This window comes from Chryseobacterium ureilyticum (assembly GCF_900156735.1).
GTDB classification, from domain to species: domain Bacteria; phylum Bacteroidota; class Bacteroidia; order Flavobacteriales; family Weeksellaceae; genus Chryseobacterium; species Chryseobacterium ureilyticum.
In genome coordinates this window covers 74,245-98,526 of sequence record NZ_FTOL01000001.1, presented here as the reverse complement: position 1 = coordinate 98,526, position 24,282 = coordinate 74,245, and the positions used below count along the sequence as shown (strand labels likewise).

Annotated in this window: 16 protein-coding genes and 3 tRNA genes; 11 read left to right on the top strand and 8 right to left on the bottom strand. The window is 35.3% G+C overall.

Annotated elements, in window-relative coordinates; genetic code table 11:
• The first annotated feature begins 132 nt into the window (after nt 1-132).
• Both BW983_RS00410 and BW983_RS00405 read left to right on the top strand, forming a co-directional pair.
• Nucleotides 133-1,011, top strand: coding sequence for a helix-turn-helix domain-containing protein (locus BW983_RS00410; RefSeq protein ID WP_076549044.1), 879 nt, complete (start codon nt 133-135; stop codon nt 1,009-1,011).
• A gap of 89 nt (nt 1,012-1,100) precedes the next feature.
• Nucleotides 1,101-3,044: an oleate hydratase gene (locus BW983_RS00405; RefSeq protein ID WP_076549043.1), complete on the top strand. Its 1,944-nt coding sequence runs from the start codon at nt 1,101-1,103 to the stop codon at nt 3,042-3,044.
• Nucleotides 3,045-3,184: 140 nt separating this feature from the next.
• Here the strand turns inward: BW983_RS00405 and BW983_RS00400 are convergent, their stop codons facing one another.
• On the bottom strand, nt 3,185-4,858 hold the full coding sequence (locus BW983_RS00400; RefSeq protein WP_076549041.1) for a glutamine--tRNA ligase/YqeY domain fusion protein: 1,674 nt from the start codon (nt 4,856-4,858) through the stop codon (nt 3,185-3,187).
• 155 nt (nt 4,859-5,013) lie between these two features.
• On the opposite strand from BW983_RS00400, the gene BW983_RS00395 reads away from it, so the two are divergent.
• Both BW983_RS00395 and BW983_RS23915 read left to right on the top strand, forming a co-directional pair.
• Nucleotides 5,014-6,144: an alpha/beta hydrolase gene (locus BW983_RS00395; protein ID WP_076549040.1), complete on the top strand. Its 1,131-nt coding sequence runs from the start codon at nt 5,014-5,016 to the stop codon at nt 6,142-6,144.
• Between the two features lie 494 nt (nt 6,145-6,638).
• Entirely contained in the window at nt 6,639-6,791 is a 153-nt protein-coding gene (locus tag BW983_RS23915) for a bacteriocin-like protein (protein ID WP_167369941.1), read from the top strand.
• A gap of 8 nt (nt 6,792-6,799) precedes the next feature.
• On the opposite strand, the gene BW983_RS00390 is transcribed toward BW983_RS23915, so the two are convergent.
• Nucleotides 6,800-7,804, bottom strand: coding sequence for an o-succinylbenzoate synthase (locus BW983_RS00390; protein ID WP_076549038.1), 1,005 nt, complete (start codon nt 7,802-7,804; stop codon nt 6,800-6,802).
• Nucleotides 7,805-8,821 (bottom strand): class 1 fructose-bisphosphatase, encoded by a 1,017-nt coding sequence (gene fbp / locus BW983_RS00385; protein WP_065392660.1) that lies wholly within the window; start codon nt 8,819-8,821, stop codon nt 7,805-7,807.
• Between the two features lie 516 nt (nt 8,822-9,337).
• Here fbp and BW983_RS00380 point away from each other — a divergent pair.
• From BW983_RS00380 to BW983_RS00365, 4 genes are all read left to right on the top strand, one after another.
• Nucleotides 9,338-10,576 carry an aspartate kinase gene (locus BW983_RS00380; protein WP_076549037.1) on the top strand — a complete coding sequence of 413 codons (1,239 nt, stop codon included), beginning with the start codon at nt 9,338-9,340 and terminating at the stop codon, nt 10,574-10,576.
• 22 nt (nt 10,577-10,598) lie between these two features.
• Nucleotides 10,599-12,440: a lysophospholipid acyltransferase family protein gene (locus BW983_RS00375; RefSeq protein ID WP_076549035.1), complete on the top strand. Its 1,842-nt coding sequence runs from the start codon at nt 10,599-10,601 to the stop codon at nt 12,438-12,440.
• Nucleotides 12,441-12,548: 108 nt separating this feature from the next.
• A tRNA-Phe gene (locus BW983_RS00370) sits at nt 12,549-12,621 on the top strand.
• Nucleotides 12,622-12,940: 319 nt separating this feature from the next.
• Nucleotides 12,941-13,013 (top strand) — tRNA-Phe (locus tag BW983_RS00365).
• A 52-nt stretch (nt 13,014-13,065) separates the two neighbouring features.
• On the opposite strand, the gene BW983_RS00360 is transcribed toward BW983_RS00365, so the two are convergent.
• Complete coding sequence (locus BW983_RS00360) at nt 13,066-14,052, bottom strand: class I SAM-dependent methyltransferase (RefSeq protein ID WP_076549034.1); 987 nt, start codon at nt 14,050-14,052, stop codon at nt 13,066-13,068.
• A 327-nt stretch (nt 14,053-14,379) separates the two neighbouring features.
• On the opposite strand from BW983_RS00360, the gene BW983_RS00355 reads away from it, so the two are divergent.
• From BW983_RS00355 to BW983_RS00345, 3 genes are all read left to right on the top strand, one after another.
• Nucleotides 14,380-14,847: a hypothetical protein gene (locus BW983_RS00355; protein ID WP_139329194.1), complete on the top strand. Its 468-nt coding sequence runs from the start codon at nt 14,380-14,382 to the stop codon at nt 14,845-14,847.
• A gap of 52 nt (nt 14,848-14,899) precedes the next feature.
• Nucleotides 14,900-15,712, top strand: a complete 813-nt coding sequence (locus BW983_RS00350) for a helix-turn-helix domain-containing protein (RefSeq protein WP_076549030.1) — start codon at nt 14,900-14,902, stop codon at nt 15,710-15,712.
• Between the two features lie 165 nt (nt 15,713-15,877).
• Nucleotides 15,878-15,950: transfer RNA gene (locus BW983_RS00345), tRNA-Phe, on the top strand.
• A 200-nt stretch (nt 15,951-16,150) separates the two neighbouring features.
• On the opposite strand, the gene BW983_RS00340 is transcribed toward BW983_RS00345, so the two are convergent.
• The 4 genes from BW983_RS00340 to BW983_RS00325 form a co-directional block, all read right to left on the bottom strand.
• Nucleotides 16,151-16,915, bottom strand: a complete 765-nt coding sequence (locus BW983_RS00340) for a LytR/AlgR family response regulator transcription factor (protein ID WP_076549029.1) — start codon at nt 16,913-16,915, stop codon at nt 16,151-16,153.
• A gap of 75 nt (nt 16,916-16,990) precedes the next feature.
• Nucleotides 16,991-18,310: a RagB/SusD family nutrient uptake outer membrane protein gene (locus BW983_RS00335; RefSeq protein WP_076549027.1), complete on the bottom strand. Its 1,320-nt coding sequence runs from the start codon at nt 18,308-18,310 to the stop codon at nt 16,991-16,993.
• Nucleotides 18,311-18,322: 12 nt separating this feature from the next.
• Entirely contained in the window at nt 18,323-21,655 is a 3,333-nt protein-coding gene (locus tag BW983_RS00330) for a SusC/RagA family TonB-linked outer membrane protein (RefSeq protein WP_076549026.1), read from the bottom strand.
• A 6-nt stretch (nt 21,656-21,661) separates the two neighbouring features.
• Nucleotides 21,662-24,247 carry a zinc-dependent metalloprotease gene (locus BW983_RS00325; RefSeq protein WP_076549024.1) on the bottom strand — a complete coding sequence of 862 codons (2,586 nt, stop codon included), beginning with the start codon at nt 24,245-24,247 and terminating at the stop codon, nt 21,662-21,664.
• Nucleotides 24,248-24,282: the final 35 nt, after the last annotated feature.

Sequence of the window (24,282 nt, the reverse complement as noted above, 5' to 3'; positions counted from 1 at the left end):
TCCTATGAAAATGAATTATTTTGATATATAAAAGCTAAATACTTTTATAAAATTCGTAAATTGCAGTAACAATAAGGTTTTTAATCTTAAATTTTAATAGAACACACATAAAAATTCGCCCGAATCACAAAAATGGTAACCTACGAAAATTTACATGACACTCTATCTTTTTACAGTATTGATTGTCACCAATCTTATTATATTTCATCGGGAAAACCCATTTTTGACTTTCCAAAATCTCCTTTCCGTATGGATTATTATGCTCTGTGCATCTGTACAGCAGGAGAAATAAATATTGAAATAGACCGCCATCAATACAATATCAATGCAGACAGCTTTCTCATAGCTGCACCCTCCACCATTGTCAAATTTCTGAATACCAGCGATGATTTCATGATGAAGCTGTTATTTTTTGATAAAAATTTTCTGATCAAAAATATTTCCAATCCTTTCATCATTGAAAAAATGGATCTTTTCTCCAATGGATCATATAGTATTATAAAGACGGCAGAAAAAAATTCAGCAGTACTTCAGAATCTATTGGACTATCTTAAAAAGAAATCCAGAAAACAGGGAAAGTTTACAGAAGAAATTGTGCGCACCATCATTTTCAATCTCCTTCTTGAAACAGCAGAGATCATTGACAAAAAAAAACAAAGCCGCTCTGAAAAAGAAGACGGAAAAAAGGATCTTTATCTTAAATTCAGTAAGCTGATTCGTGATAATATCAGACAACACAGAACCGTTCAGTTTTATGCCAGCCAGCTTTGTATTTCCAACAAATACCTCATAGAAATCATCAAAAAAGCCAGTGGAAAAACACCTCATGAAGTTATTGATGAGACCCTTTTAAAAGAAGCTTATGTGATGCTTGGAAACCCAGAACTAACCATTTCAGAAATAGCCTTTGAGCTTCAGTTTAATTCAGCATCAGCATTCGGACGTTTTTTCAAAAAACATACTTCAATTTCTCCATCAGAATATAGAATCAGCGAGAATATTCAGTCTTAGGAATTTGGGGATACTCTTTCTGACATTCGGGATATGCATCACTTTGTGAATAGAGGTACCTTTATAATGTTAATTAAAAACATTACAAAATGAGTATGATCAATTCAAAATTCGACAAAGTTTTAAATGCTTCTGAGCAGTTTGGAAAAGTAAATCACGAACCGGATTCCAGTAAAGAAGTCCAGATTAACACCCCTGAAAAGACAATGCCTTTTTCAGATCAGATCGGGAATTATCAGAGAAATAAAGGTATTCCCTTACAATCTTACGAAAACAGTAAAATATACATTGTAGGAAGCGGAATTGCCGGAATGTCTGCCGCTTATTATTTCATTCGAGATGGACATGTTCCCGGTAAAAATATTATTTTTCTGGATCAGCTTAATGTAGAAGGAGGTTCTCTGGATGGTGCCGGAAACGCAAAAGATGGTTACATCATCAGAGGTGGACGTGAGATGGATATGACCTATGAAAATCTATGGGATATGTTTCAGGATATTCCTGCATTGGAATTGCCTGCACCATACAGCGTATTGGATGAATACCGTCTTATCAATGACAATGACCCGAATTATTCAAAAGCCAGATTGATTCATAACCAAGGGCAGATCAAAGACTTCAGTAAATTCGGATTGGAGAAAAAAGATCAGCTTGCCATCGTAAAACTTCTGTTGAAGAAAAAAGAAGAGCTTGATGACCTTACCATTGAAGATTATTTCGCAGAATCATTCCTTAACAGTAATTTCTGGTTCTTCTGGCGTTCTATGTTTGCCTTCGAAAACTGGCACAGTTTATTGGAACTAAAACTTTATATGCACAGATTCCTGCATGCCATCGACGGAATGAAAGATTTCTCTTGCCTTGTATTCCCTAAATACAATCAATATGATACTTTTGTAACACCATTGAAAAATTTCCTTGTTGAAAAAGGAGTACAAATACAGTTTGATACTTTGGTAAAAGATCTGGATATTCATATCAACACTGAAGGAAAAACCGTTGAAGGAATTATCACTGAACAAAACGGAAAAGAAGTAAAAATTCCGATTGGAAAAGAAGATTACGTGATTGTAACCACTGGTTCCATGACGGAAAGTACCTTCTACGGAGATAATAATACAGTCCCTGAAGTGACTATCGACAATTCCAACGCAGGACAAAGCGCCGGCTGGAAACTATGGAAAAATCTGGCTGCAAAATCTGAAGTCTTCGGAAAACCTGAAAAATTCTGTAGCCACATTGAAAAATCTTCATGGGAATCTGCAACATTAACGTGCCGTCCATCTGCTTTTACTGAAAAATTGAAAGAACTCTGTGTAAACGATCCGTATTCTGGGAAAACAGCCACTGGAGGTATTATTACCATCACAGATTCCAACTGGGTAATGAGTTTTACCTGTAACAGACAACCGCATTATCCTACTCAGCCTGATGATATTCTTGTAGTATGGGTTTATGCTTTATTAATGGACAAAGAAGGAAATTATATCAAAAAAGCAATGCCTGCATGTACCGGAAACGAAATTCTTGCAGAATTATGTCACCATCTTGGATTAGCAGATCAGCTTGATAATGTTATAGAAAATACAATTGTACGTACTGCTTTCATGCCATATATTACGTCTATGTTTATGCCGAGAGCTAAAGGTGACCGTCCGAGAGTAGTTCCTGAAGGATGTACCAATTTAGGATTGGTAGGACAGTTCGTAGAAACCAATAATGACGTTGTCTTCACTATGGAAAGCTCAGTAAGAACCGCAAGAATAGCAGTTTACAATCTTCTTAACCTCAACAAACAGGTTCCGGATATTAATCCATTGCAGTATGACATCAGACATCTATTAAAAGCGACACAAGCTCTTAATGATTATAAACCTTTCCTTGGAGAAGGAATCTTAAGAAAAGTTCTGAAAAACACTTACTTTGAACATATATTGGTTGACCGTCCTGAAGAAAAAGAAGAACAACACGAATCTTTTTTCATGGAACAGGTTGGAAAATTTCAGGAATGGATCAAAGGAGTAAAAGGCTAGACTAGAGCACATTGAACTCTACTCAAATATAAAAATGTATTTTTTTATCGCCACGGATACACGAATTATTTTATTCTTGGCTAAAAATAAAAAGCAGGACTTATTTCTAAGTCCTGCTTTTGTTTTATAGATTCCTGAGATTATTCAGGCTTATAAGAATCTTTTAAAGTTACCGTACGGTTGAATACCAACGTAGCATCCGTAGAATCCTGATCTTTTGTAAAGTATCCGATTCTCTGGAACTGAAGTGGCTCCCCTACCGCTACATCTTTAAGACTTGGCTCAGCAAACCCTTGAACAGTTGTTACAGATTCAGGATTGATGAAGTTTAAGAAGTCTACATCTTTTTCAGCATCAGGTTGCTCAACAGTAAATAATTGGTTGTAAATTCTTACCTCAACAGGAATTGCATGTTTTGCAGATACCCAGTGAAGTGTTCCTTTCACTTTTCTCAAACTTTCCTCTGTTCCGCTTCCAGACTTACTTTTATCATCGTAAGTAGCATAGATGGTAGTGATTTCTCCATTTTCATCTTTCTCTACTCTTTCAGCTTTGATGATGTATGCAGATTTTAAACGAACTTCTCCTCCTAATTTCAATCTGAAGAATTTATTGTTCGCCTCTTCTTTGAAGTCTTCACGTTCAATATATAATTCTCTTGAGAAAGGAATTTCTCTTGTTCCTGCATTTTCCTGTTCGGGATTGTTTTCAGTTTCTACCCATTCTTCTTTATCTTCAGGATAGTTTTCGATCACTAATTTTACAGGATCTACTACTGTCATCACACGTTTCGCTACCTTATTAAGATCTTCACGTACGCAGAAATCAAGCAGCTGAATTTCGATCAGGTTTTCTCTCTTTGCTACCCCTACTTTATCAATAAAGTTTCTGATAGCCGTTGGAGTGAAACCTTTTCTTCTCATCCCGGAAATAGTAGGCATTCTAGGATCATCCCATCCTGTTACTACACCTTCAGCTACCAATCTTTGTAGCTTTCTTTTAGAAGTAATCATATAGGAAACATTCATCCTTGCAAATTCTCTTTGCTTGTTTTTAACCTTTCCTTCTTCGTAAACCTGATCTAAATACCAGTTGTACAATGGTCTGTGGTTTTCAAACTCCAAAGAACAAAGCGAATGTGAAATTTGCTCTATATAATCAGATTCACCATGAGCCCAATCGTACATTGGATAAATTTTCCAAGCTGTACCTGTTCTGTGGTGAGGTTTATTCAAAATTCTGTACATAACAGGGTCACGCATATTCATGTTAGGCGAAACCATATCGATTTTTGCACGAAGAGACATTGAACCACTTTCAAATTCTCCATTTTTCATCCTTTCAAATAAATCTAAAGATTCTTCAACAGGACGGTTTCTGTATGGAGATTCAATTCCCGGTTCTGCAGGGTTTTTTCTTTGCTCTGTAATCACTTCAGATGGCTGCTCATCTACATAAGCTTTTCCTTCTTTAATTAATTGTACTGCCCAATCGTAAAGCTGCTGGAAGTAATCGGATGCATACAAAACTTTATCCCATTTGAAACCTAACCATTCAACATCTTTCATGATAGAATCTACAAATTCCTGCTCTTCTTTCTCAGGGTTCGTATCGTCGAAACGAAGGTTTACAGGCGCGTTGTATTTTTCACCCAGCCCAAAGTTGATGCAGATAGCTTTTGTATGCCCTACATGCAGATAACCGTTTGGTTCAGGCGGAAAACGGAAACGGATCTGATCTTTATTCAAACCGTTCGCCAGATCATCTTCAATAATTTGCTCAATAAAATTGAGCGATTTTTTTTCTTCTTCCATTAAATTAGCTTTTATTTTTTAGCAAAAAAAGTTGCACAAAGTTACGGAAAAATAAGTGTTTTTAAAAATGTTAATTTTAACAGACAATATATTGTAATTCAGCATTTTTTAATTAATTTTATAAAAACTAAAACCATCCTACCAAAATATTCCATATGGCTGTTTATCTCTTAAGCAATCGGAAAATTGTACGTCATAAAGGCGAAAAAGTAGATTCTTTTTCCAATGACGAATATTCAATCCCTAATTTCAGGATTGCAAAATGTGATTTTGAACATTATAAAGAACCCACTGCACAAGCCAAAAAAGCAAAAAATTATACGAATAGGAATATCTTAGATTACAAACTTTTCTCAGAGCCGGAAAAGCAAGGTTATGAAGAAGTCCTGGAAGTTCTTCTGAGTGAAAAAGGAATTAAAAAATCTAACCTTACAGCCAACAATCTTGGCGGTACTCAAAGAATGTTTTACGAACTGTACAAAAACATGTCCAGTACAAAAGAGAGAAGTGATGTATTGATATTCATTCATGGATATGCTTATGATTTTGATGACGAATTAAAAGCTATTATTGATCTGAAAAAATTATTCATTGATAATCCTGCATCTCCTGTAGAACATATTTTATTTGTAAGCTGGCCTGCTTCAAGCAGTATTGTTCCATTGACGTATTTTGATGATAAAGCATCAAGCATCAATTCCGGAACCTCCTTATTAAGGCTTTTTTACTTCTACACTCAATTTTTAAAGGATATTTTTTCCAATCGGGATCTTATTCCATGCAATCAGAGAATTCACATCATGGCACATTCTATGGGAAACAGGGTTCTGCAAAGCATGCTGTACAGCCTTAAAAGAGAAAATATTCTAAGAGTAATTGATCAGGTAATCCTTCTCAATGCTGATGTTACCTATAAAGTATTTGAAGATTCGGAAGAGTCATTTAATAAACTTCCTTTGCTTGCCAATAGGGTTTCTATTTATCTGAACAGACAGGATGCCATCCTTGGGATTTCTCAGTTTACCAAAAATATTCTTACCCCGCGTTTAGGTAAAAATGGTCCTAGCAGCCTTGAACCTTACAAAGATATTGTATCTATCATCGACTGTACTTTTGTAAAGGATGATTTACTCACCGGATTAAAATTTGACATTGGAAACCATTGGGGATATCTTTCCAGTTCTCAGGTACAAAGTGATATTTTTCAGAATTTATATGGCATAGATAGGAATCTTATCACCAATAGAGTAAAGAATAACGAAAATATTTTCACAATTATTTCTTAATGATAGATTAAAAAAATATTATAAAATCAACCGTATGTTAAAGTTACAACAAGCCTGAGAAATGGCATAAAGATTGCCAACTCAAATAATAGGGAATTACAATTTTTTTATCATGAAAAAAATTAAAAAAAAGTTTTCTTATATTTTAGAATATATAAAGAAGACCATTTTCGTAAAAGATGTGATTTAAAATAATACAACAACTTATAAAACTATTAATATCCGACCCTACAATTACTTTATCCTTTAACACTCCCGAAATACCATTAAAAATTCCTACAATGATTGCAGGGATTTCTTTTCATGCTGTTATAAATAAGTATATTCTTCGAGTTTTCCAATCTATACTTCGGGATTATATTTTTTAACAACGTTTTATAGAATAATCGAAAAAAACATATATCACACAATATCAACCCTATAAATATTTAAAAAATTGTGTAATTGAAAAAATATATCGACATTTACTAAACAACCAATCAAAATATTACATCATGAAAAATTTAAGAAAACTAGAAAAAAAAGAATTGAAAACTATTAAAGGAGGAAATATTCCCGTAGTCCCAATAGGCTGCAACAACTGGGATGCTAGAGCCAGATGCTGCAGAGAGTGGGATTGGGAACATTCAAATAACCCAACTTGTTAATTCATTATTTATTTTTTGAACCAAAGCAGCTCATTTCGAAGATCTAAGCTGGATTCAAAATTATTGACAAATAAAGCTCCAGTGCCTAATCCTTGAGGCATTGGATTTTTTTTGGTGAAAGTATATTGTGCGATTGCATTCAAACCGATATTACTTTCTAATGCTGAAGTGATCCACCAACCTATATTCTGTTCTTCTGCCAGCGTAATCCATTCATCAGAGCCTGCAAAACCACCTACCAAGGCAGGTTTCAGAATAATATATTGTGGTTGTATTATTTCTAAAAGCTTTTTCTTTTCTTTCGGATCTGTAATTCCTATCAATTCTTCATCCAGTGCAATAGGTGTGGGAGTTGCTGCACATAACTCAGCCATATCATTCCAGCTCCCAGCTTTGATTGGTTGTTCTATAGAATGAATATGCAGGTCTGCCAACTGTTGTAAAACCGTTACCGCTTCTTCCTTGCTGAATCCACCATTAGCATCCACACGTAATTCAAGCTGCTCTTTAGAGAATTTTTCTCTCAGCTTTTGAAGAATAATGTGTTCAGACTTCCAATCCACACCAATCTTCAGCTTAATACAGTGAAATCCTTTCTCCAGCTTTTCCTGAATCTGTTCTTCCATATAACCGACATCTCCCATCCAGATCAGTCCGTTAATTGTAATAGCAGCTTTCTCTTCAGTAAATTCACTTGGAAAATAAAGATGATCTCCATTTTTTAAGTTTTGAATTGCCTGTTCGTACCCAAACCATATCGACGGAAAATCTTTTAGTTCTTCTTGCAAAACTTCTGGATTTTGAGAAATATTTTCACAAAGCCACTTCAGTTTTTCTTCATAATCAGGTCTGTCATCAAAACTCAGTCCTCTAAAGATAGCGCACTCTCCTATCCCTTTCCTTTCGTTTTCCGAAATTTCAAGAATAAAGGTTTCCTTATCAAGCAAAACGCCACGAGATGTTCCACTCGGGCGTTTGAATTCTAACAGATATTTAAAATATGATGCTTTCATTTACTTTACGCTGTCAATACGCATAAATTCCTCTGCTTTTTCTACCATGTCAATACTTCCACAGAAGAACGGAATTCTTTGGTGAAGTTCTGTAGGTTCTACCTCCAGAATCCTTCTGAAACCATCTGTAGCTTTTCCTCCAGCCTGTTCTGCAAGGAATGCCATTGGATTACATTCGTATAATAATCTTAATTTACCGTTTGGAGCCTGTGAATAAGACGGATAGATATAAATCCCTCCCTTCAGCATATTTCTGTGGAAATCTGCTACCAAAGAACCAATATACCTGGAAGTGTAAGGACGGTCACCTTCTTCCATTTGGCAATATTTAAGGTAATTTTTTACTCCCTGAGGAAATTTAATATAATTTCCTTCGTTAATAGAATAGATCTTACCCGTTTTAGGGAAAGTCATATTCGGATGAGAGAGATAATATGTTCCTAAAGATGGATCCAGTGTAAATCCGTTTACTCCATTCCCTGTTGTATAGACAATCATAGTAGAAGAACCATAGATCACATATCCTGCAGCAATCTGATTAACTCCTTTTTGCAAGAAATCTTCAAGCTGTACAGGCGTTCCCGGCTCAGTAACTCTTCTGTAGATTGAGAAAATAGTTCCTACGGAAACATTTACATCAATATTAGAAGATCCATCTAAAGGATCTATTAATACAACATATTTACTCAAGTGTCCGTTTTCACCACATTTGATATCAATGAAATTATCATTTTCCTCAGAAGCAATACCACAAACCACCTCTCTTTGAGACAAAGCTGTAATAAAAATATCATTAGCAATTACATCAAGTTTCTGCTGCTCTTCCCCTTGAACATTCTGGTTTCCTGCAGCTCCTGTAATATCTACAATTCCGGCTTTATTTACTTCTCTGTTTACAACTTTGGAAGCCAATCTTATTGCACTCAAAAGACGAGAAAACTCTCCTGTTGAATACTGAAAATCGTCCTGTTTATCGATAAGAAATTCTCCTAAAGTTTGTAATGGCTGATTTGACATATTTTTCTTTTTACGTTTTCCCCAAATTTCGGAAAATTTATCACATTAAGAAAATTTAATTACAAAACACATTATCTATTGTATATCAACACCATACACATTCATCTCAACATAATATTAAAGTTATGTTATTAATTCTTTCTACAAATTTACTGTTCTAAAAGAATGAAAAATTTAAAAATCAATTTGAGACAATAATCTCGACTTAAATTTGAAAGTCTGTTTACACAAAACAATACAACAACCTGATTTCAATCAATATAGCACAAAAAATGTATTTTTTTCATCATTTCATTTTAATTATTAGATTCGTAAAGATCTTTACTTAGAATGCTACGAGCCAGCAAGCTTTAGTATTTCCAATGTTTCTTTCCTTCTACATTTAGATTATTTTAAGGAAATCTTAATTCTATCAGAGAGCTTGGCTATTTCATATCTCGTTGTAAATTTATAATTTTGACGTCCGTAAAAAACTCATGTAATTTTTTATCTAACAATTTTATTTTTAACAATTTAATGAAAATTTTCAAGTTTGGTGGAGCGTCTGTCAGGGATGCCGAGAGCGTAAAAAATGTGTCAATGGTTCTAAAAAGCCAGGGATTCGCCAAATGTTTGTTGGTCATTTCAGCAATGGGAAAAACAACAAACGAATTGGAAAAGGTGGTAGAGCTTTATTTCAATAAAGATAATTATCAGGCTGAAATTAAAAAGATAAAACAAAAACACATCGAGATTGCGGACGGTCTGTTTCCTGAAAAACACCCAGTTTTTGCTGAAATCAATGTATTCTTTGATGATATTGATTCTTTTTTAAGGAGAAACAAATCTCCCAATTATAACTTCGTCTATGATCAGGTAGTAAGCTGCGGAGAAATGATCTCTACGAAAATCGTAAGTGAATACCTTAATGAAATTCAATTTACCAACCAATGGCTGGATGCCAGAGATTATATCAAAACAGATAATTCTTATAGAGAAGGTGCTGTAGATTGGGCAAAAACAGAGGAGTTTATTTCAAGATTAAATCCTGAAATCTGCTATGTAACTCAGGGTTTCATAGGATCAGACGATAATAACTTTACCGTAACGTTAGGAAGAGAGGGTTCTGACTACTCTGCTGCTATTTTTGCTTATTGCCTAGATGCAGAAATGATGACAATCTGGAAGGATGTACCAGGTGTAATGACCGGAGATCCGAGAAAATTCAACGATGTGTCTCTTCTTTCTAATATTTCTTACGAAGAAGCTATTGAAATGGCGTATTACGGTGCAAGTGTTATCCACCCGAAAACATTACAGCCATTACAACAGAAAAATATCCCTTTCTATGTTAAATCCTTTGTGGACCCTACAAAAGAAGGAACTAAAGTGGGCGCTTCAGACAAGAATCAGCAGGAGGAATCTTATATTTTAAAAGAAAACCAGGCTCTGTTAAAAATCTCAACAAGAGATTTCTCTTTCATTGCGGAAGATCATATGAGCTTAATCTTCGGATATTTATCCAAATATAAAATCAAAGTTTCCCTGATGCAGAATTCTGCTATTTCACTGGCATTATGTCTGGAGGATAAATTTAATCATATTGAAAAGCTTAATGAAGAGCTTCAAAAAATTTTTAAAACTGAAGCAATTAAAAATGTATCTTTATTCACAGTAAGAAATGCGAAGATGGATCACATTGATAGATTTTACCACGAAAAAAATGTATTATTGGAACAAATTTCTAAGAATACGCTTCAAATGGTAACACAATAATATTAATTGCGACTAAACACACATGAGTTTAATTTCGAAAAACGATCTGATCAAAGCTTCCGGCTTAAGTAAAATTGGATTCCTAAAGAATCCAGTAGCATCTGCTGTGATGAGCATTGCTAAAATAAACGAAGTAAATAAATTATACGACAAATTAAAAGATAAGGAAGGTAAAGACTTTTTCGACTCATTTGTAAGAGAAAGAAACCTAAGCTATGTGGCTTTTGAAGAGGATCTGGCAAAAATCCCAAAAACAGGACCTTTTGTTTTGGTTTCCAATCATCCTCTGGGTGCCATTGACGGAATTCTGATGTGCAAAATCTTATCGGAGGTTCGTCCTGATTTTAAGGTAATGGGTAATTTCCTTTTGGAAAAAATAAAGCCTATGGAACCTTTCGTAATTGCTGTAAATCCTTTTGAAAACAGAAAAGAAGCATACAGCAGCTCTTCAGGAATGCGTGAAACACTCAAGCATTTACAAGACGGAGGCTGCGTAGGTATTTTCCCAGCGGGAGAAGTTTCTAACAAGAACAATCCTTATGGAGAAATCTTAGATAAAGAATGGGAAAAAACGGCACTTAAGCTTATAAGAATGGCTAAAGTACCAGTAGTTCCTATGTACTTCCATGCGAAAAACAGTCGCTTATTTTATCAGATAGCAAAACTTCATCCGAGTTTACAAACATTGATGCTTCCGGCTGAAATGATGAATGACAGGGAAAAACCTATCAGAATCAGAATCGGAAGACCAATCACTGTAAAGGCAATGGATGAGATGGAAACCATTGAAGAGCTAGGCGAGTTTCTGAAACGTAAGGTTTACATGATGAAATCTTACTATGAAAAGAGAAAATCCCTTGCACAAAGTATTAATCTTCAGAATTTATCTGTAAAATTTCCTTTATTGAAGGAAGAAAATATTGTTCAGAACATTATTGATGAAACTCCGATTGAAGATATCGTAAAAGATGTAGACAAACTGAGAGGAACGGATAAAATGTTATTCAGCAATGGTAACTATGAGATTTACTTCACCACTTACGAGGAAATCCCTTCTATTATGAGGGAAATAGGACGTCAAAGAGAGTTGACTTTCCGTGCTGTGGGTGAAGGAAGTAATCTTCCGTTTGACCTTGACGAGTATGACAAGCATTATCACCACCTTTTCCTTTGGGATAATGGTGAGAAAAAACTGGCTGGTGCCTATAGAATGGCATTGGGTAGAGAGGTCATGAAGAAATATGGTGTTAAAGGCTTTTATACAAGTTCTTTGTTTGAGTTTGAGCAGGACATTCATCCTTTCTTTAAAAAGGTTATTGAAATGGGACGTGCTTATATCTGCCAGGAATATCAGCAGAAACCTCTTCCACTTTTCCTTTTATGGAGGGGAATTGTGCATGTCTGCCTGAGAAATCCTGACCATAAATTCCTGATGGGAGGAGTAAGTATCTCCAATAAGTTTTCTGAGTTCTCAAAGTCTCTGATGATCGAGTTTATGCGTTCCAATTATTTTGACTCTGCAGTGGCTCAATATATCACACCAAGGAATGAATACAAGGTAAAACTGCGTGACAGAGATAAGAATATATTCTTTGAAGAAATGGAATCTGATCTTAATAAGCTGGATAAGATTATTGACGATCTTGAACCAGAACTAAGATTACCGGTTTTGATCAAGAAATATATTAAACAAAACGCGAAAGTAATTGCTTTCAACGTAGACCCGAACTTCAATGATGCAATCGACGGATTGATGTACATTAGAATCAGTGATCTTCCGGAAAGTACGATTAAGCCTGTATTGGAAGAGATGAGTGAGCAGATCAGAAAAGAGCAGGAAAATAATCAGACTGATAATCAATAAGTTTTTAACAAAAGTAAAAAAAATACGATGAATACTTGCTTTGTATAGTAAAACATAGTACTTTTGCATCACTTTAAAACAACGAAGTAAGACAAACAAAAATATAATGGTTTCTTAGCTCAGTTGGTAGAGCAATGGATTGAAAATCCATGTGTCCCTGGTTCGATTCCTGGAGAAACCACTTTAAAACCTCTGATTACTCAGAGGTTTTTTTGTTTTTAATAATGATAGTAAAATAGGACCAAATGTAAGCTAATTCCCTATTTACAATCTGATTTTGGCACCAATTAAATATTTTAGTGTCTCAAAATTTTAAACTTATCCTAAAAACTATATTAATTTTTAAATTTAGATAAATTTTACAGCCTGTTACTCTTGCATTTAGCCTCAAAACCTAGAATAACAGAATAAAAACAGCTTAAAATATTGGTTCGAATATAAAAATATATTACTTTTGCATCACTTTAAAAACAACGAAGTAAGATAAACAAAAATATAATGGTTTCTTAGCTCAGTTGGTAGAGCAATGGATTGAAAATCCATGTGTCCCTGGTTCGATTCCTGGAGAAACCACTGAAAAAGCCTCTGATTACTCAGAGGCTTTTTTATTTGTATACGATAGATATTATTTTATCTCTTTTACTCTATATATTCCAAATACAAAATCACTTGGGTTGGATTTTAAGAAATCATCTTCCAATTGGAAAACAGCCTTTAAAATCCTTTGTTTTTCCGCATTTGATTCATTCCCTACAAAATGATGGGCAATGTCTTTAAATACACTCTGAAGAAGGTTATTTCCTATTGCTTTTTCTTCCACGGTTTCAAAATATTCATGAATTGCAGGAATAATGCTTTCTGAATCTACACATTCGGAAGGATCGGCAATAATCATCCTTACAACACCACTTCCGTAATAACTGTTTTTATAAAGATTAGTTTTATATATTCTCTTATATGGCTTAGGAATAATCTGTAAAGCTTTATTGATATATTGAATTTGCTTTTTTGAATACTGAAGCCTATTCTTCCCCACAAATTCATTAATGATTAAACATCCGTCAGGTTTTAAACTTTTGATCACAACCTCTTTTAAAAACTGAAAAATATTTTCGAAATGATGTAAAGAAGCATGAAAAAATACAATATCATATTTTCCGGGTTCAAAATCATATTTTAAAATATTTTCTGCATGGAAAGAAATATTATGCAAATCCTTACCTTTTGCAATTTCATCAGCGATAGACAGAAGTTGGTCTGAAAAGTCAAAACATTCTACTTTCCAATGAGGGTTGAGTTCGGCTAAACGAAGTTCATGACTACAAACTCCTGAACCGAGCGCCAGTACTTTTACCCCTGCTGCATCCTGAAAATAATTTTCACTGAGATATTCTTCGTAGGTAGTGTCAGAATTACCCGTAACCAATTCGTTCCATCTTAATCTAACCTCTGGAATATTCCAGAAATTGGCTGCTTTAATTTCTTTTTCATTAAAAGCACTTTTTGTCCTTTGAAAAGAGTCTATTTTTAATTTGGAAAAAAGAAAAGGGAGACCTCTTTGATGAAATTTGATATAGATATCTCTGAGATCTTCTAATGTTAAAAGACGCATTATTAATTTTTATCTCTGCAAGTTAATTAAAAAATCAAAGAACGAAAAGAATATTCTTTTTCATTAATCTTGCCAGCTACTATTAAATCTAAAGAATCACAATATTGTTTCATACGATAAATATTATCCTATTTCGGAATGATTCTGCATTTTTTACTAACTTTTTATTTAAAAAACTTTTAAATTTGGGAAACACAACAAAAACACGATCAATAAGCCGACCTCTGAAATAAAATTATCACCAAAGACATTCTCAAGAAAGCCTAAACTTGAATGTTTTTATAGTTATCAAAAAACATTCATTAAAACTTTTAACCTCTTATTTTTATGAAAAACTTTATCATTCTTTTTTTAGTATCTCCATTATTTTGCATGGCGCAACTCACTTATAATGACCTTACTTTTTTAGCAAGTAACAAAATCGATAAAAATATTGACCATATCCAAAATAAAGGCTACACTTTCAGAGAGGAAAGAACAACCGGAGATGGTACAAAACAGGTTTATTATGAAAAAGGAAAACTAAGCCGAACGATGATCGTTATGCGTGTATTAGACAATCAAAGTATTATCTTATCTTATGTTCCTGAAAACATGAGTAATTTTGAGAGTATACGCAATGAAATAAATAAAACAGGGTTCCAGTTTCTAGAATCTACGCACAGCGACAGAGATGATTGCTCATCTTACCAATCAAAAGAATATTTTGCTAAACTTTGTGAAGTAAAATTTCCCGGAAGTACTGACACATCTTATAATATTACTTTTTACAGTAAAAATGTCGTTTCACAATAATTCAACAAAAAGCCATGTAAGTTTTACTTAGTGGGAATTTATTTTTTCAGAAATGACAGAGACTTTTAAAACATTTAAACCACAGGATCCGGTGGTTTCAAAATATGTAAGTTATTATTATCTGGAGATTAAACCGGATAATATTCTCAGAGAATTTGAATGTTTTCCTCATTTTAATAATTCTATTTCTCTTTACAAATCTCATCAGAGGGTTTCTGATGGCACCATTCAATATGAAGAAAAAGGGATTCCGCTTCAGATCTTTACTCCTATAAGGGAAAACATCTTACATGTGAAACAAGCAGGCTCTATTCATCGTATTGTGGTTGTATTTGATCCGTTGGGGATTCATCAGTTTTATCGTGAGCTTAATTTTAATGATTTTATAAGGGACTTCGAATTCTTTACTCTTTCGGAACTTGATCTTTTATTTAAAACCGATGATACAGAAGCGCTTTGCACTCTATTGGATCAATCTCTGTCTATTCGTTATAGAGAATACAGGAATGACTTGATAAGTGAAGCAGTTCAATATATTTTTGATACTCCTGAGGGTCTTTCGGTAGAAGATCTAGCGGAGAAATTACAGATAAGCCGTAGACACCTTACGAGAGTATTTAAATCTATTTTTGGCATCTCTGTGCAAAAGTTTCAGAAAATTGTTCTTTTCAGGAAAACTTTACAACATAAGCTTTCGGATAACTCTGATCAGAATTTCACTTCTCTTGCTCATGAATATAATTTCAGTGATCAGGCACATTTTAATAAGATGTTCGGGAATTTTACCAATCATTCACCAAAGCAGTTTTTAAAGAAAGGGACCCTTTTGGGAACGGAAGATACATTTTGGCACTTATTAAAGTAAATGCAAAATAGCATTGAAACACTGATAAACAAACAATTATCACATCCCTACTCCCAACCACTGTATATTTTTTCAAAAAACTTGCACAAAAACTTGCAAGATATTACAAAATACTATACTTTTGCATCACTTTAAAACAACGAAGTAAGTCAATACTAAATATATGGTTTCTTAGCTCAGTTGGTAGAGCAATGGATTGAAAATCCATGTGTCCCTGGTTCGATTCCTGGAGAAACCACTTTAAAGCCTCTGAATTTTCAGAGGTTTTTTTGTTTATTAAAAGTATCTTTACCCTTCATAGTACATTGACATAAGATAAATTATAATTTTACAAACCCAATCTACTCTTCTAATAGTACTTTTAGATCTGTTAACGTAATTATAAAGACATTTATATTCGAAGGACTTATTTGAAATAAGGATATTCCATAAAATACATCAGCTATTCAGCCAATTCAAACACTCGGCAATCTGCATTTTGCTAATAAAAATCTCGGTGTTCACTTCAGGTTCCGGGGAAAGTTTAAGTTCTACCTTTTGACTGGAATGCTTAATAATTTCAGTAATGGCTTCTTTATTGATGATGAACTTTCGGTTCACTTTAAAGAAAACTTGTGGGTTTAGTTTTTGAATAATATCTTTAATGGTATCATCATAAATATAGGTCTGATGATCCATTGTTGTCAGGAAAAGGTATTTCCCAGACGCAAAGAAATAAGCGGTGTTATTTTCATCTACAGACTTCAGCTTATTACCTTCCCTTACCATAAAACGCTTCATTACCTCTGCATCTTCTGCCTGACGTAAAGTGGAAATGGATTTCAAAACAGGTTCGGGATCAAAGTTATTTCGTATAGAAACAAACTTCTGTAATGCCTGATGCAGATCTTCTTCTTCAAAAGGCTTGAGTAGATAATCTATTGTAAAATGTTTGAAAACCCTCATTGCATACTCATCAAAGGCAGTAATGAAGATAATGGGAGCGAAAAGTTCTACCTGTTCAAAAATCTCAAGGCTCATCCCGTCTCCAAGATGAATATCCATGAAAATAAGGTCTGCGGAATCGTTTTCAAAGAAGTCTATTGCCTTTTTTTTGGAACGAAGAACCACTGTTTCTGTAACAGGTACAATGTCTTGATTATCTAAAAGGTTTTTCAGATAATTGACAGCCAGCAGTTCATCTTCTATAATGGCAATTTTCATAACATTGCAAAAGTACAAAAAAAACCGCCAGAACGTTTAAGCTCTGGCGGTTTCGAGGGTTGTTAATATGAAGTGTTATAAATTAGGATTATTCTTCTTCGCACTCATCGGATATTCTATCGTATATCTCACATCATTCTGTTGAAGAATATATTCCTTACCGTTAACGGTATGTTTGATTTCTTTTTGATTCGCTCTTCTCAGATCAAACCATCTGTGTCCTTCTGCTGCAAATTCTCTGAATCTTTCATCAAGAATAAAATTCATAAATGCAGAAGCGTTCATTGAGGCAACTTCAGTCTGCACTGAAGCGTATCCTTCAGCTGTATATCTGTTTTTAAGAACTTTCAGTAAGGTTTCTTTTGCTTCATCAAGTTTATTCAGTTTCAGCAATGCTTCAGCTTTTATAAAATACATTTCAGTTGTTCTGAAAGATACTTTAAACTCAGAGCTTCCTTTTTTAATGATCTTATATTTGCTTCCATTTTTTTCAAAATACATAGCAAACCTTTTGTCTGTAGTATTGTTAAATTTTGAAATAAGCTCAGGAGATGCAAAAGATAAGTTCTGTGCTGCACTATCAAAAACATCATCCAATGCCATGATAGATTCTACCGACATATAATGATGAGGTGCCATAGTGCTTGTATTAAGGTCGCTTAAATCTCCTTTTATTGCCAATGTCTGTTCAGCGTAGAATAAAGCTTTGTTCCAATCATTCTGATAAAGGGCTGCTCTAGCCTGTAGAGCCATCAAAGCTACTTTGGAAAATCTGTAGTTTATTCCTGCTGTCTGCTTCTGTTCTACCATGATTCCTTCCGCTTTGCTCATATCTGCATGAATCTGGTTATAAACTTCCTGCACACTTGAAGGGCTTAATACCGCTTCAATATCTATATCAAGACTGATAGGAACTCCTCTGTCCGTAGAAGCCGTAGCACTGTTGTAAGGCTTTCCATATAGGTTTACCATATCAAAGTATGTGTAAGCACGTAATGCATAAGCTTCTGCAAGGATCTGTTGCTTCTCCGGAGAATCTGCCATCGTTTTACTTCCTTCATTGATGATCTGATTCAGGTAAAAAATCACTGAATAAAATTTCACCCACGGAAATTCTGCTGTTGCGGTGTCATTATTGGTATCCTTCCACATAGCAATTTCACGATAAACATTAAAATCACTGATGTTTTCATTGATGGTAACCTCATCGGTACGAAGTACTGACAAAGACTTGTGAGCCGGATATTTTGCGTATGCTGACGTAAGAACTTTACGGTAATCTTCTACAGTAGTCGGGATCACTTTTCCTTCCGGTTGTATATCCAAAAATCTGTCACATCCTATAGTTGTAAAACTGATTACTGCTAGTGCTATGATCGTTGTTATTTTTTTCATTTTTTTCAAGTTTTAAAAAGAAACATTAAATCCTACTGTAATTGATTTTGCCATAGGCTGTGCATAAATGTTACCGTAAGTTTCCGGATCAAAATATCCTGTATAGCCGTTACTAAATACAAATAAATTACGTCCTTCAACACTCAGTCTCAAACTACTGATTCCCATAGGTGCAGTAAATTCTTTAGGAAGCGTATATCCTAAACGAATACTGCTGATTCTTAAGTAACTTACTTCTTTAGCCCAGATATCAAGTAACCCGTAAGTATTAGAACGGTTACCTGCAAACCATTTATTAGCCATCCATCCGTTAGGATTTGCATCCATATCCGGACTTGTGATCCCTGGTAATGAAGTTCCCGCATCATAAATCTCTCTTGTATAGTTTCTTCCTCTGTCGAAGTCCATTCCTCTGTAAGAAGGGCTTCTCATTACCGTTTGCTTGTAACTGAAAGTTGCAGAAACCGTCAGGTCGAAATTACGAACCTTAAACGTGTTTATGATCCCTCCGGTAAATTTAGGATCTCTGTCTCCAACGTAAGTAAACAGGTTTCTAAGTTCTTCATTGGTAAGCTTTGTATCTACAAACTGTCCAGGAAGGAAGTCTGCATATACATCATAAAGCTTGAAGAATTCTTCTGCCGATACTTTTTCATTTCCTTTCCAGAATAATGGGTTTCCGCTAGCATCCATTCCTGCCGTTTTTAAAGCAAATACAGCGTTTACTGGAAGTCCTTCTCTTGATGGAAGCATCGCGTTATCACGTGGCTGCTCACTTAATACTTTACTCTTGTTATGAGCAAAGTTTATTGTGGTTGACCATTTGAAGTTTTCATTATTGATGTTCTTGGTAGATAATGCCAATTCAAAACCTTTATTGGTAAGACTTCCCCAGTTCATCATTGTATATTCGAAACCTGTTTCAAGAGGAGTTTCTTTCATACTGATCATATCCGTTCCTTTTCTGCTGTAGATGTCAGCGGTAAGGTTGATTCGGTTTTTGAACAAGCCTAAATCAACACCAAAGTTGGTATTGGTTGTTTTCTCCCAACGAAGTTTATCATTTGGCGGGCTGATTACGTTGATTACATCCTCTCTACCTCCCGGAAGAATTGTTGCGTAATTGTATTCTCCAATAAAGAATGGTGATGTATTACGGTCAATATTTCCTTGAAGACCATAAGAAGCTCTCAGTCTAAGATTGGAAACAGGAGTGATATTTTTCATAAAATTCTCCTTTGTCACCAGCCATGAACCGGAAACTGCCCATATCGGAAGATATTTATATTTTTTATTTACCCCAAAAAGGTTTGTACCATCATATCTTACACTTCCAAAGAAGGTATATTTCTGATCATAGGTATAAGAAGCTGTGGCAAACATTGATGCATACGCGTTCTCTACCGGTGGCATTTCACGATAGGTCTCATACTTCTTCTCCGCGGCAAAGTTCGAGCTTGGGAATGCTATCGGAGTAGCTGTTCTGGTTGTTTTATTGTAACCGAAAGCTCTCGTAATAGTAGTATTATCTATTGTTTTACGAAGTTCCGTTCCAGCCATTACATCAATTTCATGTACGGAATTGATTTTCGTATTATATGTTCCCTGTAGCTTCCAGTTGTACTGAAAGAAATCGTTATCCCAGTTTTGTTTGATGTCACCTGCAGGCAGGAAGTATTTGTATCCGCCATCTTTGTAATAACGGGTTCCTTCCTTCATTTTCCTTGTAAAATACGTTTCCTGTCCGGCATATTTTTCCGTTTTGTTCGTATCATACTGAATACCCAACTGTGAAGTGAATCTAAGGTTTTTGGTAGCTTTATATTCCAAGTCCAAAATTGCCTTCAATGAATGGTTTTTCAGTGTATAACTTGTATTCTCTCTTTCTTCAAGGAAGTTAAAAGGGACATAAGTATCGGCAAAACCATCGATATCTTTATCATATCTGTAGCTTCCGTCCGCATTGTACGGGGTAAGATATGGGTTTGCATTTCTTGAATAATTAATCGGGCTTGCAGCAGCATCTGCATCGGTCATGAATGATTCTTTTTCACTCTGAGTACCGAAAACAGAGATCCCAGCATTAAGTTTATCGCTTAATTTATAATTGTTTTTTAAAGTAAGGTTATAACGTTTAAATCCTGTACCAATAGTTGTACCTTCTTCATCGTAATACCCCAGTGAGAAATAGTAATCTGAGTTATCACTACCTCCGGAAATACTTACACCATATTGTTTGTTGATGGCATTTCTGTACAATAATTTACCCCAATCTGTATTGTTGTTTCTTAATGAATTGATCTGTTGAAGAGTCAATGGATTTAACGAATTCAAACCGCCACTTCTAAAGTCTTCAAGCTGGTGGTTTTGAGTTAAAATCCTCATCACTTCACCTTTGTCTGCACGGTAAGTAAGGTCTGCACGCTGAGCAAGCATTAATTCAAGATCTACTTTTTCAGAAGCGTTCAAAAGATTAAGCTTTTCAAAATCCGGACGGGCTGTGATGAAAGTATCGGCTGAGAAATTCAGTTTCATACTTCCTTTTTTACCTTTTTTTGTGGTAATAGAAATCACCCCGTTTGCCGCTCTCGCTCCATAAATTGCTGTAGCTGCCGCATCTTTTAAGATGGTGATATCCTCAATATCATTAGGGTTTAATCCAGCAATGGAGAAATTCTGAAGCTGATCGATATTATCCTTATCCGTGAAGTTCGGAACATCGTTTCCTTCCAATGGAAGACCGTCAATTACCCATAGCGGATCCTGTGGACCAGACAAAGATGCTGTTCCACGTATTCTGATTTTTGCCGGAGCACCCGGAGCACCGGTTTGAGGAGCGACTGCAACCCCTGCAATCTGACCTGCCAACATTTGGTCTACACTCGCTACCCCAGCCTGGCTTATATTATCCATCTTTACAGTAGTTACCGCAGAAGTTTGCTTACGCTTTTCAATCTTTTGGTATCCTGTAATGATTACTTCCTGAATTTTGTTTTTATCTGAAATTTCAGGAGTCAGTCTTATTGTATAGTTTGTTTTGTCTTCGTTGATAACGATCATCCTGGACTCATATCCCGGAAAACTTACCAAAATAGATTTGGTACCTACCGGAATTTCCAGTATGAATTTTCCGTCTTTATCTGCAACTGTACCTACGGATATACTTTCGATAATTCCGTCCAGATCAGTTTTTGCAGAAACAGATTGTGCTTCTATTTTTATAGATGCCCCAGCAATTGCGCTGGAAGTGCTACCATCTTCTATCTTACCAGTAATCGTTTTCTTTTCCTGAGCAAACGCAACCTGAGCAGCTAAAAGAGGTAAAAGTACTAGAGTTTTTTTCATTTCCGTTTATTTGTTTAAAGCCTCTTCAATTCTAATGATTAAGTCTGTGTAATGAGCTCTTGAGGCGTCATCACCTTTGTATCTGGTTCTATTCAGTAGATCAAGAACTTTCTGTAGTTCCGCTCTCTTATAGGTAGTCACTTCAGATACTCTTTTCATGGACGAGTAATTAATGTTTCTAAGGTTCTTTTCTTCTTCATGATAGTTACAGATCATTGGCATATTCAACGTTTCATCTGTCTTCAATCCTTTTACCGCTGTTTTCTCAAATAGTTTATTAACCGAAACAATCAGCGCATCCACATAATTTTTCTGTGTCATTTTTTCAAGAATCGTAAGACTTCCTTTTTTGTTAAAAACAGCCTTTCTTGCTTGATCAAACAGATTCTCTACTGTATACACCTCCTCTTTTGAACCTGACATTTCATGTTTTAATTCATTTTCAAGCAACCTAAGCAGTCTGTCATCCATGAATAAGGAATAAATATTGGCATACTGCATTCCTCTTGCCAGCGTGTATGGTGTCTGTTCGAAAGGTCCCATTGGTGAGTTTTTTACAGGATAGGTCTTCTCTGTTATCGGATTGAAGAATAACCATTCCGGAAGGGTGATCGAGTTTTTCACTAAATAATCAACCGCTCTTCTCTGTGTTTCAGCCGGAACTGCTTCATAAGCTTTTTTCTTGTTACCAAAAACTGTATTGTTCAGATAAATACCTCCTACATTCGCCATTACATGACCTGTATACAGATCCCACTGCCCTATAACTCCTAAATACAATTTACCTGCATCTGTGTAATCTTTACCATCTTCATAAGTCCATTGCAATAGATTATTCAGTACAACCTTCAGGTTTTTCATACCGTATTCACTTGCCTTCATTGCATCATCACCCAAATCTTCAGACTGCGAACGCGGATCTATTGTTTCCAGATAACTTTGCTGCTCACCATAGAAATACATTGGATCATCTTCATGTTTCTCAATCATGTTTTTCAATGCTTTTTTCTCTGTGAATTCATCAGGATACCAACGGTAACCCCAATCAATGGCATATTTATCATAGATCCCGATTTTCGGAGTGATTGCCGTCACACCATCTTCCGGTTGTGCCACATAGTTGTAACGTGCATAATCCATAATGGAAGGTGCCGTTCCACCCATTTTATCGGTGAACTCTTTAGAACGAAGTGATTCTACAGGGAATGCGAAAGACGACCCCATATTATGCTTCAGTCCAAAAGTATGTCCTACTTCATGAGATGAAACAAATCGGATGGCTTCTCCCATATGTTCATCGCTGAATTTATTTCCTCTTGCTTTTGGATCAATTGGTCCTGTCTGAATTCTCATCCATTCCTGAAGAGAAGTCATTACATTATGCCACCAGATAATATCCGCTTCGATAATCTCACCACTTCTAGGATCTACCACAGAAGGTCCCATTGCGTTGGATTTAGGAGAAGCAGCATAAGTAATCACCGAATATCTTACATCATCAATGTCAAAATCTTCATCTTTTTCATCCGGCATTTTAGCAATCACAGCATTTTTAAAACCAGCCTGTTCAAAAGCAGCCTGCCAGTCGTGAACTCCAGCGATAATTTTCTCACGCCATTGTTTCGGAGTTGCGGGGTCTATATAATAAACGATCTGTTTTTTAGGCTCTACCAATTCTCCTCTCAGATACTTTTCTTTATCTTCATCTTTTGGTTCAAGATTCCATCGGGTAATGAAGAATTTCTCATCCATTTTCTGCTGACGGTCGTTGAAGAACCAGTGCTTTTCCGAGAAAAACCCTACTCTTTGGTCAGCTACTCTTGGCTTCATCGGAACTTTAGGAAGTAATACAAGGTTTGTAGTCACTCCTAATGTCACCGGAAGATCTACTCCCCCTTCATTTACAGAGGTACTCAGCTGAGATTTTACAACTAAGTTTTGCGGGAATGTTTTTACTCCTTCTATATAGGAAAGACTTGATTTTACTGAACCACCAAGACCTACATTAGCAAGAACATCATTAAAGCTTTTCTGATTTCCGTCAAAAATCTTATTCACCTTAATTGCCACAGAAGTGGAATCATTATTCTGAGCTTCAATATCAAAAACTTCAATGATGGATTCTGAAAAGTTATCCTTTACAGATTTTGTAATAGCATCATTTTTAGGAGAAGATACTTTAGCTTCAGAGGTTTTCACCCATACCTTTTTGGCGATTCTGTCACGGTGGAAAGAAATGATCTTGTTTTCATAGTTCATTCCTTTATTTAACCCTGCTTCATTCACCTGCATGGGTACCTGAGATAGCTTATTGACTACCAAAAACTGGCGGTTCATCAAGCTGTCAGGAATCTCAAAATAAACATCTGTTTTCACCTGGATCGTATTGAAAAGCCCTTTCTTATAGGTTCCTTTCTTGATCAGTTCTTCAACTTTTTTTGCTTTTTTTGAGGATGAAATATCTGCTTTTTCAGTTTTTTCCTTGGTCGTTTTTACAGTATCTTTTTTCTGTGCAAGTACCGCCGGCGATGCCATGGCAAGTCCAAGATACAGTGCAAGCCTGTAATTCTTCATTAAAATAGTCCGATTCATTCCAAATAGTAAATATCTTAGTTTCAGCTGGCAAA